The sequence below is a fragment of the Ruegeria sp. D1(2025) genome (assembly GCF_056536425.1).
This window is the reverse complement of the sequence record NZ_JBQFPO010000004.1, coordinates 125843-138776: the sequence shown is the minus strand read 5'-3', so window position 1 is coordinate 138776 and position 12934 is coordinate 125843. Positions and strand designations below refer to the sequence as shown.

The window sequence follows — 12934 nt, the reverse complement described above, 5'->3', positions numbered from 1 at the left end:
CGGTTTTCTGTCTCAAAGACCCAACTTGTCCAGGAGTTTCAGGCGCAGGATTTCTGCTTCGACAAGGGTCTCTCGGGCAAACGAAAAAGGTAGAGGTTTGAGGGGGGTAACCGGAAACTCAAGCTCATCGACTTTGATCCCGGCCGCCCACCGGGCCAGGACCCGCCCCATTGCGGTGGCGATGGCAACGCCGCGACCGTTGTAACCCAGACCTGTCATTACGCCCGGGGTGAGTTCATGCAGGTGGGGATAGTGATCCCTCGTCAGCGCCACATACCCGCCCCACTCATATTCCCACTGAACTCCGGACAATTGGGGGAAAAGTTCAACGGAAATGCGTTTCAGTCGCTCAATTTGTTTGATGGTGGAATTGTCATAGTAGGTGCCGCGACCGCCCATCAGGAACCGGCCGCCTGCATCTTGCCTGAAGTACAAAAGAAGGCGTCTTGCGTCGGACAAGGCGTTGCCTTCTGGCAGAATTGTTTGGCGGATATTGTCGGACAATGGCGCCGTCGCCACCTGAACTGACCGAACGGGCAGGACGGATTGCGCCAGGCGCGGATGCAGATCACCAGAATAGGCGTTTGTGCAAATAAGGACCTTGTCCGAAAAGACAGCTCCGTTAGGTGTCTCAACCCGAAAGCGGCTGCCCTCTGACGAGAGCCGGTTGGCGGGCGTTTCTCCGAAGATTTCCACGCCAATGCGACGGGCTGCTTCGGCCAGTCCAAGTGCATAGTTCAGTGGGTGCAAAACTCCGCTGCGTCGGTCCAGAACTCCACCCAGATAGGCTTCTGTCCCGGTCAGACGCTGCATTTCGCCTTGATCAAGCTGAACCATGCCGCCGCCGTGATTGTCCCAATCCTCAGCAAGTTTGTGCAATTCGTTGAGTGTTTTGGTCGTATGCGCCGCGCGCAGCCATCCCGGGCGGTTTGCATCGCACATAATACCGTGCCGAGCGATCAAATCGAAAACAAGATCGGCCGCGTCACCGGCCATTCGGATCATTCTGTTTCCCCAGAAATCTCCAAACTTTGCCTTGATGCCGGTTGGCCCGTCCTTGAGGCCTACATTGATCTGCCCACCGTTGCGCCCAGACGCGCCCCAGCCCGGGTGTTGGGCGTCGATCAGAACAACTTTGATGCCTTCCTCAGCCAGGTGAAGCGCTGCCGAAAGGCCAGTGAATCCGGCACCAATCACTGTCACGTCTGATTGTCGCTCGCCAGTGAGTTGCGGGTATTCGGTTGAATAGGCTGCCGTTGCTGACCACAGGCTGTTTGCAATAACGGGGTTTTCGTTGCGGATCATTTATTGGCCTCGCGCGCTTGCCTTGCGGGGGGGATTGCATAGGTTTGGCTGGTGACGCCTTTCCGGACAGTATGTGAAGAATGCCGAGACTTTTGAACCAATTCGAACTGAAACCGGCCGTCGACCTCGACGCGTTCGAACAGGCTTGGAACGCGTTTGTCGGACATTTGGTCACGACGGGTCTGGCAACGAACGGGACGCCTTTGTGTAAACGCATTCCAGCAAGCGGTTACGATACTGACGAACAACGTGACCATTCGCTTATGGCTGTGATCGAGTTCAGGGATCAAATGCAGGCCGACGCGGCTTGGTCCGCCATCGAGGATCGCATTGAGCCACTGGGAGAATTGCATCGCAGTGTCATTTCTATGGTGCACAACCCGGTTTTCACCTTTTGGTCGGAGCTCTAGATCCATGGTTGCGAACATTCGTATTGTTTTCACATCATTTATCTTCGTCATTGAATGATTATTCAATCAATGGCATAAACTTTGCGAATGTCAATCAGCCTCTCGCCGGTACGGCTTGGCAGTGAGCGCGGGCAAGATTGAAGTACCTGAGAAGATGGGAGGTGTGCGAGTGGGTCAGACGCCAGGCGATAACACAAAACCGACAGGGCGCCGGCGTACCGAGTCCAAGGAGGTGCGGCGCCAACAGCTGATCAACGCCACAATCGACTCGATCGCACAAAACGGAATTGGTGGAACAACCATGTCCACCGTGACCGAGATAGCCGGCTTGTCGCTGGGCATCGTCAACTTCCACTTCAAGAGCAAACAGAACTTGCTGGAAGAAACGCTGTTGTTTCTTGCAAAGGAACACCATGAACAGTGGTTGGACGCTTTTGACAATGCAGGTTTGTCGGCGCCCGAAAAGCTGTTGGCCATCGTCGATGCGCATTTTCACCCGCGGATTTGCTCGCCGAAGAAACTGGCCGTCTGGTTTGCGTTTTTTGGAGAGGCGGGGCGGCGCAAAGTTTACCGCAAGCTGATCAATGACATCGATCTGGAGCGTTACAGAATCGCGCTGCGCTTGTGTTCGGAAATTGCTGAGGATGGCGGGTATGACGACATGCCGCCAAGGCAAGTCGCCAATATCCTGGAGGCTCTGTACGACGGAATCTGGTTGGAGCTTTTGACCTACCCGGAGAACTTTCGACGTACCGAAGCCCGGGATCACATCGTCGCCTTCCTGTCCAAGGTCTACCCGGATCATTTTCGAATGCCAGAGTTCAAGTGCGACAGTTGAGACAGTGCGGGTCAAATTTCCGGTTTTACAAACAAGACGGGCTTGCGCACAGCGCAGCAAACAAAAGGCAAACGAATGAGCAGGGATCCTCGCTACGACATCCTTTTCGAATCAATACAAATCGGACCAGTCACTGCGCCAAACCGGTTCTATCAGGTTCCGCACTGCACAGGCATGGGCTGGCAATACCCCCGTACCCTTGCGGCCATGCGCAAGGTGAAAGCGCAAGGTGGATGGGGGGTCATATGTACGGAATACAACTCGATCCATCCATCATCTGACGACCTGCCCCATCCCTATGCGTCCCTTTGGGATGACAGCGATGTTCGGGCGCACGCTTTGATGACGGACGCGGTGCACGAATATGGCAGCCTTGCGGGTGCTGAGCTATGGTACGGAGGCGCCAACTCGAACAACCTGTTTTCCCGGTTGCCGAGCATGGACGTCGACAGCCTGCCCAACGTTAAAGGGCATCCCTATCAAACCCGTGCAATGGACAAGCAGGACATCCGGGATTTGCGCCGGTGGCACCGCAAGGCCGCCTTGCGGGCGCGAGACGCGGGCTTTGACATTGTCTATGTTTACGCGACGCACGGATACCTTATCTCGAACTTTCTACATCCGCACGTGAACACGCGCAGCGACGAGTATGGCGGCAGCCTGGAAAACAGGGTGCGCCTGACCCGTGAACTGATTCAGGAAACCAAGGACGCCGTTGGGGACCGGTGCGCCGTGGCGGTCCGTTTCTCGGCAGACGAAGAGATCGGCGAGGATGGCCAGCCCATCTATGGTGAGCGTCGCGAGATGTTCGAGATGCTGTCTGATCTTCCGGATTTGTGGGATATCAACATCGCAGATTACTCGGTCGAGATGGGCGTTTCCCGTTTTACCAAAGAGGCAGCTCTTGAACCCTACATGCATTGGGTCAAGTCCGTGACGGATAAGCCCGTCGTGACTGTGGGTCGCTTCACGTCACCCGATACAATGGTCTCGCAGGTCAGGCGCGGAATTACGGATTTTATCGGTGCCGCGCGCCCGTCAATCGCTGATCCTTACCTTCCCAGGAAAATCGAAGAAGGACGCCTGTCTGCGATCCGCGAATGCATCGGGTGCAATGTCTGCTATGCCAGCGACACGATTGGCGTGCCAATTCGGTGCACGCAAAACCCGACAATGGGAGAGGAATGGCGCAAGGACTGGCATCCCGAAATCATTCGAAAGAAAGCTTCAGATGCACGCGTTCTGATTGTCGGGGCAGGGGCTGCCGGGCTTGAAGCCGCGCGGGCGCTTGGGGCGCGTGGGTATGATGTCCTGCTGGCAGAGGCTTCTCGTGAAATAGGCGGTCGGGTTGTGCGCGAAGCGGCACTTCCGGGCATGAGCGAGTACATTCGCGTCAGGGACTATCGCGAGCAGCAATTGATCGAAATGCCCAATGTTGAAATTTACCTGGAAAGCCCGCTGACGGCTGACGATATCTTCGCGGTTGAGACTGACCACGTTGCAATCGCCACGGGCGCGACCTGGCGAAATGATTACCATGATGAGGAACGTTTCGTCCCGGTCGCGGAAGGAGCCGCCTTGAACCGCGTATACACCCCCGATGACATCATGGATGGAAAGTTTCCCGACGGGCCAACTCTCGTTTTTGACAGTGATGGCTACTACATGGCCAGCATCATTGCCGAGAAAATTAGGGCGCGAGGTCACGCCGTAACGTTTGTCACACCGTCCGACAGTGTGGCTGATTGGGCTGGAAAAACGTCCGAGCGTTGGCGGATCCGAACGCATTTGCTTCGCCTGGGGATCGAGATCATGCCGTCAAAGACCCTCAGTCAGTTCGATGGCGAAATGGCGCATTTGGATTGTCTCTACGGCGGATCAGGTAAGACCTTGCCCGTTGCCAACATTGTGATGGTGACAGCCCGGAAACCAAATGACGGCTTGTATCGGGAATTGAGCAGTCGGACAAAAACTGCGGAATTGCCATTCAGCCTCTGCCGCATTGGCGATTGCGATGCGCCCGCGATTATCGCGGCGGCAGTCTATGCCGGGCATAGATACGCCCAGGAATTGGATAGTTCCGTGGATGTGGACGTCCCGCTCAAACACGATCGTGTCGATGTCGGGCAACAACTCATTTGACCGCTCGGTGCGGTCACCTCGATAAACACCTTAGAATGCAGGAGAAATCTGTCATGCCAGATGGTCTGGTTATCCGCCCGCTTGAGTCGAAAGACAAGGAAGAGTGGCGCCGCTTGTGGACTGCCTATCTGGAGTTCTACGAGACCTCGGTCCCGGAAGAAGTCTACGAGGTCTCTTTCAGCAGGCTGTTGTCAAAAGATGCAGGTGAATACAGCTGCCTCATTGCTGAACTGGACGGACAACCGGTTGGATTGGCACACTACCTGTTTCACAGGTTTATGTGGTCGTTCGAGGATACCTGCTATCTGATGGATCTGTTTGCAGACCCCGAGGTCCGTGGAAAGGGTGTCGGTCGCGCTCTGATCGAAGCCGTTTTTCAAACCGCAAAGCAACATGGTGTTCCAACCACTTACTGGACCACTCAGGAGTTCAACTACAAGGGCCGAATGCTATACGACAAAGTGGCAAAACGAACGCCATTCATTGTCTACGAAAAAGACGGATAGTCAGCAGGGCCTTTTCTGAAGGCCTTGATCTGCGGAGGGCGGGTGTCTTTGACCACCTCGTTCAATGATCAAACCCAGCGCATTTGCTTGATTCAAGACCAGTGCCGAGTTCGTCCGCCCATTATTCGGCACGTTTTCTTTGCGTTACACGACGTTCTTGCTACTGTCGGCTGACAACAAAGTCGATAGGGGGAATATGTCATGAAACGCGCCGAACTGCTTTACTCTGGAATTGATCGTCGGAGCCTGCTTTTGGGCGCGAGCGCCGCAGCCAGCCTCGCGACATTTCCCAAACGCCTCATTGCGCAAGAGCCTTTGAGCGTTGCGGGCATTTACACCGTTCCAGTTGAACAGCAATGGGTCAGCCGCATCCACATTGCGGCGGAAGCGGCGAAAGATGCGGGCCAGATAACTTATGCCTTCACCGAGAACACGGCCAATACCGACTATACCCGGGTCATGCGGGAATACGCCGAAGGCGGCGCCAAGCTGATCGTGGGCGAGATTTTCGGGGTCGAGGCAGAAGCACGGGAAGTGGTTCTGGATTACCCCGATACCGCGTTCCTGTTGGGTTCGTCTTTCCTTGAAGATCCGGCCCATCCCAATCTGGCCGTTTTCGACAACTATATTCAGGACGCTGCCTATCTTACTGGTATCATCGCCGGCGCCATGAGCGAGTCGGGCAATATCGGAATGGTTGGCGGTTTCCCGATACCAGAGGTCAACCGGCTCATGCACGCGTTCATGGCTGGCGTGCGCGAAATGAAACCCGACGCGACCTTCCAGGTTTCGTTCATTGGCTCGTGGTTCGATCCGCCCAAAGCGAAAGAGACGGCTTTTGCGATGATCGAAAACGGTGCAGACGTGATGTATGCCGAACGCTTCGGCGTTTCCGACGCGGCGCAGGAGCGCGGCGTTCTGGCAATCGGCAATGTCATCGACACTCAGGCGGACTATCCGGATACGGTGGTTGCCTCGGCGCTCTGGCATTTTGAGCCTACGATGCAAGCGGCTCTTGCGGCGGTCGCCGACGGCAGCTTTACGGCGGCCAATTACGGGCTTTATTCCTACATGAAGGAAGGCGGCTGCTCGCTCGCGCCTCTGGGCACATTCGAAGGCAAGGTGCCTGCCGATACGATGGCGCTTGTTGCTGAACGAGAGGCTGCAATTCGGGCGGGTACTTATGTTGTGGAAGTGGACGATTCAGAGCCTGTGTCCTCCTGATGTCCAACGATAGTTCGGCGCAGGAGGTTGTCCTGCGCCTCAATGGCATCACCAAGCGATTTGGCAATTTAACGGCCAATGACTCGGTTGACGTGACGCTTCACCGGGGCGAGGTCATCGCGCTTCTTGGTGAGAACGGCGCTGGCAAGACGACGCTCATGAACATCCTGTTCGGGCACTACACTGCGGACGAAGGAACCGTAGAGGTGTTTGGTCAAGTCTTGCCTGCCGGTACAACCGGTGCAGCGCTGCGGGCCGGTGTCGGCATGGTGCACCAGCATTTCACGCTTGCCAATAACCTTACTGTTCTCGAAAACATCCTTCTGGGCACTTCTTCCCTTTGGTCCATTGGTCGTGGCCGCCAGAAGGCGCAGTCACGCGTGATGAAACTGGCCGAAGAATTCGGGCTGGCCGTCGACCCATCGGCCAGGACAGGGCAGTTGTCGGTCGGCGAGCGGCAGCGCGTGGAAATCCTGAAGGCACTGTATCGCGATGCCCGCATCTTGATTTTGGATGAGCCGACGGCGGTGCTGACACCACAGGAAGCTGACGCTCTGTTCGAGACGCTGCGCCGCGCCGTCGATCAGGGCCTTTCCGTCATCTTTATTTCCCATAAGCTGCACGAGGTTATGGAAATCTCGGACCGGGTTCTTGTGCTGCGCCATGGCAAGCTGGTCGGGGAAACGCGTACAGACGAAACGACACCTCATGCCCTTGCTGAGCTTATGGTCGGGGAAGAGATTACCCAACCCGTTCCATCCGAGGCCAAGCCTGGTGCCGTTCTCCTAAGCTTGCGCGGTGTCTCTGCGCATCCGCCTGGGCACCGAACCGGCCTTCGAAACATCGATCTGGATCTGCGTGCAGGCCAAATAATGGGCCTTGCCGGTGTGTCCGGAAACGGGCAGGGCGCACTGGCCGATTTGCTGTCGGGCGAGGCCAGGCCAGAAAGCGGAGAGATGTGGCTTGGTCAGGAAAAGGCGCCACCCTGGTCACCTCGCGCGTCCCTTGCGGCCCGGATCGGGCGCATTCCCGAGGATCGCCACAGCACCGGCAGCATTGCAGATTTCTCGTTGACCGAAAATGCCATCCTCGAAAGCTACAGGAATCCGGGGATCAGCCGAGCAGGTTGGATGCGCTGGGCTGCGGCACAAGCCTTCGCGCAGAAGGTGATCGCGCGATACGATGTGCGTTGTCCCGGTCCGGATACGCGAATTCGTCTGCTTTCGGGCGGCAATATGCAGAAACTCATCCTCGGGCGGGTTCTTGAATCCGATCCGGAAATCATCCTCGCCAACCAGCCCGTGAGAGGGCTTGATATTGGGGCCGTAACCTACGTTCAGGAGCGTCTGATAGCAGCCAGAGATGCGGGCGCGGCGATCCTGCTGATATCGGAAGACTTGGACGAAATCATGGGGCTTGCGGACGTGATCCGGGTGATGTCCGACGGCCGGCTCTCGCCTGTGTTCCCCCGTGGAACGATAACCCCCGCCGAGCTTGGGCGGTGGATGGCCGGGGAGGGGTTTGAACGTGCGGCTTGAACCGATTTCCAACCCGTCCCTCGCCCGATCCGTGGGATTTCCAGCGGTGGCATTGGGGCTTTCGATCGTTATGGTATCGTTTCTCGTTCTACTTGCAGGGGCCAATCCTTTCGCCACGTTGGGACTGATACTGAAAGGAGCCGCAGGTTCGAAGTTCGCCGCGCTTGAGACCCTGAACCGGGCAACACCTTTGATCTTCACAGGTCTGGCGGTAGCCGTCGCCTTCCGCGCAAAGCTGTGGAACATCGGGGCGGAAGCACAGCTTTACATTGGCGCGCTTGTGACAGTCCTCTTCGGGACGTCGGCGTTGGGCCTGCCGGGGCCGCAACCACTGATACTGGTCGGTCTCGCCTCGATGCTGGGAGGGGCGCTGATGCTGCTGGGCCCGGTCATTCTCAAGACGCGTTTCGGCGTTGATGAAGTGGTGACGACATTGCTGCTCAACTTCATCGTGCTTCTTTTCATCTCGCTTCTGCTGGAGGGACCGCTCAAGGATCCCATGGGGATGGGGTGGCCGAAATCGCCCAGGCTGGATGCAGAAGCGCGCCTTCCTCGAATTGTCGAAGGGCTTCGTCTGCACTGGGGCTTTGCGCTGGCACTGATCTGTGCCGTGGTCGTCTGGGTGATTGAGACCCGGACCACGCTTGGCTACGAAATCCGGGCTGTGGGTCAGAACCCGACGGCTGCCCGTTTTGCGGGTATCCCTGTAAATCTTGTGCTCTTGAAAACCGCGTTTCTTTCGGGCGGGCTTGCGGCTCTGGCAGGTTTTTCGGAAGTCGCGGGGCTCAAGGGGTCCCTTACGCTGGATCTGAGTCCGGGCTTTGGCTACACAGGCATTGTCGTCGCCATGCTTGCGCTACTTCACCCTCTTGGCGTCGTTCTTTCGGCGATTTTCGTAGCGGGCGTATTCGTCGGTGCCGACGGTATGAGCCGCGCCGCGAGCGTTCCCACCTATATCGCAGACCTTCTATTGGCGACCGCACTTTTGTTCATGGTCCTCGCCATCTTGCTGACGCGGTTCAGGATCGTGAGGGGCTGATGGAGATCTTCGAAATCCTCCTCTCTGCCAGTTTTTGGGCAGCTGCTGTGCGCATTGCTTCTCCGTTGATCTTTGCGACGATGGGAGAGTTGATCTGCGAACGCGCGGGGGTTCTGAACCTTGGGATCGAAGGGATCATGGTGGCCGGCGCCTTTGCCGGTTGGATGGCGGTCTATGCCGGCACCGGACTGTGGGCCGGTGTTTTCATTGCGATGCTGGCAGGTATGCTTTTCGGGCTTTTGCATGCGACGCTCACGGTACCGTTTGGGCTGTCGCAGCATGTCGTGGGGCTTGGGATCACGCTTCTGGCGACATCAGCCGCTTATTATGCGTACCGTCTGGCCCTGCCGGAAGTCTCAAGCCCCCCGCGGATCAAACCCTTTCAACCACTTGAGGTTCCGATACTGTCGAAGATACCCGTTCTGGGGCAGGCGCTGTTCAACCAAACCCCGTTAACCTATCTGGCCTTTGTGATCGTTGGCGTAACTGCCTTCGTACTGTACCGGACGCCGCTGGGACTGGCCCTTCGGGCAGCCGGAGAAAACCCGTCTGCTGTAGAGGCTCAGGGCCTTTCCGTTACCGCGCTTAGAATGGGGGCGGTCATCATCGGGTCTGGTCTGATGGCTGTCGGGGGCGCGTTCCTCACCATGTCGGCCTTTGACAGCTTTTTCTTCGAGATGGTCAACGGGCGCGGCTGGATCTGTATCGCGTTGGTGGTTTTCGGCGCTTGGCGGCCAGGCAAGGCTTTGTTGGGTGCGCTACTTTTCGCTGCCTTCGATGCCCTGCAAATCCGCCTGCAGCAGACGGGGCTGGGGGCCCTCGTTCCCTACCAGATCTTCTTGATGATCCCTTACATCCTGTCGATCCTGGCATTGATCCTGATGTCGCGTCGTGCCGAAGTGCCAGCGGCGCTGATGATACCCTACAACCGCGGAGAACGCTGATGGCAAGCTTCGATATTCTTGTGAAGGGCGGGAACCTGCCCGACGGAAACGTCGCCGATATCGGAATAACAGGCGACCGTATCACGGCAATGGGGCAGTTGGACGGTGCCGAGGCTGGTACGGTCATCGACGCGACCGGCGACCTGGTTTCGCCGCCCTTTGTTGACCCCCATTTTCATTTGGATGCAACGCTTAGCTATGGCATCCCTCGGATAAACGCGTCGGGTACGCTGCTGGAGGGGATCGGCCTTTGGGGCGAACTCAAGCAGGTGACAACGGTCGATGAAATGGTCGACCGTGCGCTTTCATACTGCGACTGGGCGGTCTCTATGGGCCTGCTTGCGATCCGGAGCCATGTGGACACCTGCGATGACAGCCTGAAGGGCGTCGAGGCGATGTTGCATGTGCGCGAAGTCGTTCGGCCTTACCTGGATCTTCAGCTTGTCGCCTTTCCGCAAGACGGTCTGCTGCGTGACCCCACTGCCCATGCCAATACATTGCGGGCGCTCGACATGGGTGTCGATGTCGTCGGCGGTATCCCACATTTTGAGAGGACCATGGCGGATGGCGCTGCCTCGGTCCGCATCTTGTGCGAAATCGCCGCTGAACGGGGCCTTCCGGTCGACATGCATTGTGACGAAACCGACGATCCTCATTCTCGGCATATCGAAACATTGGCCTATGAAACGACGCGACTGGGATTGCAGGGGCGGGTGGCAGGGTCTCACCTGACCTCAATGCATTCCATGGACAACTACTATGTCTCAAAGCTGCTTCCTCTGATCGCCGAGGCCGAAATCAGCGCCATTCCGAACCCACTGATCAACATTATGCTTCAGGGTCGGCATGACACTTTCCCGAAACGGCGCGGGCTGACCCGGGTGAAGGAAATGCAGGCTGAAGGTATCCGAGTTGGCTGGGGGCAGGATTGTGTGCGCGACCCCTGGTATTCGCTGGGAACCGCAGACATGCTTGACGTTGCTTTCATGGGGTTGCACGTCGCTCAGATGTCGTCTCCAGAAGATATGAGGCGGTGTTTTGACATGGTCACGGTTGAAAATGCTGCAATCCTCGGACTTGAAGACTATGGCCTTTACGAGGGCGCCATGGCCTCGCTTTTGGTTCTGGACGCCGGGGACCCCATTGAAGCTGTCCGCCTGAGACCTGACCGGTTGGTGGTGATCTCAAAGGGAAATGTGGTTTCCAAAAAGCAACGTAACGATAGCCGTCTCGCCCTTCCTGATCGTCCTACAAGCGTGCGTAGGCGGCACTAGGGTTTATGTGACGGTCTCGTCATGATTTTTCTTAGAAGGGTCGGGGTCTTTCGTAGCCTCACTCAATGATTTTACAATTGGCCTGGACGAACTTTGGCCCGGTCTAGTCTGCGTTCTGTTTTGCGTACAAGATCCTGTTAATAAAATAAAAAAATGGAAACGCGGTATTTGCATGAATCCAGTTTGAAACCACTATCTGGATCGATGAACCGCAGCTGAAAATCACGAAATAGCTGGGTGTGCCTTGCCCCTTTCATAAAAGCCGACCGCAGGAAATGCTGGCGAGCCGGGTCTCTGACCTCATTGATCTTTGTCAATATTGGCAAGGGTCAGAAGTGATACAATCGGCGATAACAAAGGGGGTTCCCATGGAAGACTTAGTCCAAATTGGAAGAGCATTCGTTCAGGCCATGCGTGATCGCAGGGGGCTTATAAGCGTTGACGAAATGTACGCCGAAAACGCCCAGTCGATTGAGGCGGTTGTGCCGCCGGTTCGGCAGTTTCGTATCACAAAGGGCCGGGACGCCATCAGGGGAAAGAGAGAGGATTGGCTGGCAACGCATGAATTCCACGAACTCGATGTAGACGGACCCTATGTGCATCCACCCAACCGCTTTGCAGTGCGATTTAGTGCCGAAGTAACCCAGAAGGCCACAGGAAAACGTATGACGCTGCGCGAGATCGCCGTCTATTCGGTGGCAGAAGGCAAGATCGTAATGGAAGAGTTCTTCATGTTGCCGAAGTAGGAAGAACAAACGTCATCTAAGTGGCTGCTTTTGTTAGATTTGTGCGCTCGACGAGTTTCCTGCCCGCAGTGACATCCTGGAGGGAGATCCGGAATGCAACGCAGAACTTCGACGTATTTCATTGGCGCGGATACTAGCGATGTATCGATACTTGAATGCGCCGATGCTGCCCAACGTCAGCGCGGCCATTTGACTTGCCTTCTGATCGCGGCGCTACCGAACCTGCCTTACTTGAAGTACGGATCCAGCAAATTCGTCGAGGCGGGTTTGCCCGCAAACTGGTTGGATCAATTGGAAGAGAAAAAGGCGACCTTAAAGTCCCGTGCGCGTGAAGTTGAAGCACTGCTTGCGCGCTCGGGCGCATCGGCGAGCGTCACGGTTTTCATGGGTTCCGGTGCGGACTTTAAGACTCTGGCGGCGCGCCAATCGTACTGCTGTGATGTCGCATACCTGGACCCGGAACTGCGCAATGACCCCGAAGTGTTTCACGAGGTTTGCCATGGCGTCTTGTTTCATTCGCCAGTCGCCATGATGATCAACGGAGACCCATATACCCAACGCGAGCGCATATTTCTGGCGTGGAACGATAGTCTTGCTGCATCCAGAGCGGCCCATTTGGCTTTACCCTATTTTCTGGAAGCCAAGGAAGTTGTGATTGGTTGTTTCGATCCGCCGTTAGCACATGACCCGGAAAGTCAGGACCCCGGTACGGACATCGCTGCATGGCTCAGACACCACGGCTGTAGCGTGACCGTAGCGCATTTCCCGAGCGGCGGTCTGCCGATCGAACAGTGCATACAGGAACGTGCTAAGGAGGCCGGCTCTGACCTTATTGTTATGGGCGCTTACGGGCACTCATACTTGCGCGAGTCGATTTTTGGTGGAACTACAAGGGCCATGCTGGAACAAACCGGTCTTCCGGTTCTATTTGCGCACTGACTGACGCAAGTGGACGTCCAGTGTTTGGC

12 protein-coding genes are annotated in these 12934 nt (G+C 56.6%); 11 read left to right on the top strand and 1 reads right to left on the bottom strand.

The window, feature by feature from the left end; all coding sequences use genetic code 11:
- Positions 1-12 precede the first annotated feature (12 nt).
- On the bottom strand, positions 13-1305 hold the full coding sequence (locus tag ACR1XU_RS11885; protein ID WP_480905099.1) for an NAD(P)/FAD-dependent oxidoreductase: 1293 nt from the start codon (positions 1303-1305) through the stop codon (positions 13-15).
- An 80-nt stretch (positions 1306-1385) separates the two neighbouring features.
- Between ACR1XU_RS11885 and ACR1XU_RS11880 the strand changes: the two genes are divergently transcribed.
- The 11 genes from ACR1XU_RS11880 to ACR1XU_RS11830 all read left to right on the top strand — a co-directional run bounded on the left by ACR1XU_RS11880 (position 1386) and on the right by ACR1XU_RS11830 (position 12905).
- Positions 1386-1715: a DUF6614 family protein gene (locus ACR1XU_RS11880; protein WP_480905095.1), complete on the top strand. Its 330-nt coding sequence runs from the start codon at positions 1386-1388 to the stop codon at positions 1713-1715.
- A gap of 169 nt (positions 1716-1884) precedes the next feature.
- Positions 1885-2553, top strand: coding sequence for a TetR family transcriptional regulator C-terminal domain-containing protein (locus ACR1XU_RS11875; protein ID WP_480905092.1), 669 nt, complete (start codon positions 1885-1887; stop codon positions 2551-2553).
- A 75-nt stretch (positions 2554-2628) separates the two neighbouring features.
- Positions 2629-4695, top strand: coding sequence for an oxidoreductase (locus ACR1XU_RS11870; protein ID WP_480905089.1), 2067 nt, complete (start codon positions 2629-2631; stop codon positions 4693-4695).
- A 53-nt stretch (positions 4696-4748) separates the two neighbouring features.
- Entirely contained in the window at positions 4749-5201 is a 453-nt protein-coding gene (locus ACR1XU_RS11865; RefSeq protein WP_480905086.1) for an N-acetyltransferase family protein, read from the top strand.
- Positions 5202-5402: 201 nt separating this feature from the next.
- Entirely contained in the window at positions 5403-6425 is a 1023-nt protein-coding gene (locus ACR1XU_RS11860; protein WP_480905083.1) for a BMP family protein, read from the top strand.
- Complete coding sequence (locus tag ACR1XU_RS11855) at positions 6425-7963, top strand: ABC transporter ATP-binding protein (RefSeq protein ID WP_480905079.1); 1539 nt, start codon at positions 6425-6427, stop codon at positions 7961-7963. The genes ACR1XU_RS11860 and ACR1XU_RS11855 overlap by 1 nt, the downstream gene beginning before the upstream one ends.
- A complete protein-coding gene (locus tag ACR1XU_RS11850; RefSeq protein WP_480905077.1) occupies positions 7953-9002 on the top strand; it encodes an ABC transporter permease in 1050 nt (349 codons plus the stop codon). Before ACR1XU_RS11855 ends, ACR1XU_RS11850 begins: the two co-directional genes overlap by 11 nt.
- Positions 9002-9946 (top strand): ABC transporter permease, encoded by a 945-nt coding sequence (locus ACR1XU_RS11845; RefSeq protein ID WP_480905074.1) that lies wholly within the window; start codon positions 9002-9004, stop codon positions 9944-9946. The genes ACR1XU_RS11850 and ACR1XU_RS11845 overlap by 1 nt, the downstream gene beginning before the upstream one ends.
- A complete protein-coding gene (locus ACR1XU_RS11840) occupies positions 9946-11220 on the top strand; it encodes an amidohydrolase family protein (protein ID WP_480905071.1) in 1275 nt (424 codons plus the stop codon). The genes ACR1XU_RS11845 and ACR1XU_RS11840 overlap by 1 nt, the downstream gene beginning before the upstream one ends.
- Positions 11221-11588: 368 nt before the next feature.
- Positions 11589-11966, top strand: a complete 378-nt coding sequence (locus tag ACR1XU_RS11835) for a SnoaL-like domain-containing protein (RefSeq protein WP_480905068.1) — start codon at positions 11589-11591, stop codon at positions 11964-11966.
- Positions 11967-12059: 93 nt separating this feature from the next.
- Positions 12060-12905, top strand: a complete 846-nt coding sequence (locus ACR1XU_RS11830) for a universal stress protein (protein ID WP_480905065.1) — start codon at positions 12060-12062, stop codon at positions 12903-12905.
- The last annotated feature ends 29 nt before the right edge of the window (positions 12906-12934 follow it).

Bases quoted from the DNA above. Each gene is read 5' to 3' on its own strand.
- ACR1XU_RS11870 (WP_480905089.1), top strand. From the start codon at position 2,629: ATGAGCAGGGATCCTCGCTACGACATCCTTTTCGAATCAATACAAATC.
- ACR1XU_RS11830 (WP_480905065.1), top strand. From the start codon at position 12,060: ATGCAACGCAGAACTTCGACGTATTTCATTGGCGCGGATACTAGCGAT.
- ACR1XU_RS11865 (WP_480905086.1), top strand. From the start codon at position 4,749: ATGCCAGATGGTCTGGTTATCCGCCCGCTTGAGTCGAAAGACAAGGAA.
- ACR1XU_RS11855 (WP_480905079.1), top strand. From the start codon at position 6,425: ATGTCCAACGATAGTTCGGCGCAGGAGGTTGTCCTGCGCCTCAATGGC.
- ACR1XU_RS11840 (WP_480905071.1), top strand. From the start codon at position 9,946: ATGGCAAGCTTCGATATTCTTGTGAAGGGCGGGAACCTGCCCGACGGA.
- ACR1XU_RS11860 (WP_480905083.1), top strand. From the start codon at position 5,403: ATGAAACGCGCCGAACTGCTTTACTCTGGAATTGATCGTCGGAGCCTG.
- ACR1XU_RS11835 (WP_480905068.1), top strand. From the start codon at position 11,589: ATGGAAGACTTAGTCCAAATTGGAAGAGCATTCGTTCAGGCCATGCGT.
- ACR1XU_RS11880 (WP_480905095.1), top strand. From the start codon at position 1,386: ATGCCGAGACTTTTGAACCAATTCGAACTGAAACCGGCCGTCGACCTC.
- ACR1XU_RS11885 (WP_480905099.1), bottom strand. From the start codon at position 1,305: ATGATCCGCAACGAAAACCCCGTTATTGCAAACAGCCTGTGGTCAGCA.
- ACR1XU_RS11845 (WP_480905074.1), top strand. From the start codon at position 9,002: ATGGAGATCTTCGAAATCCTCCTCTCTGCCAGTTTTTGGGCAGCTGCT.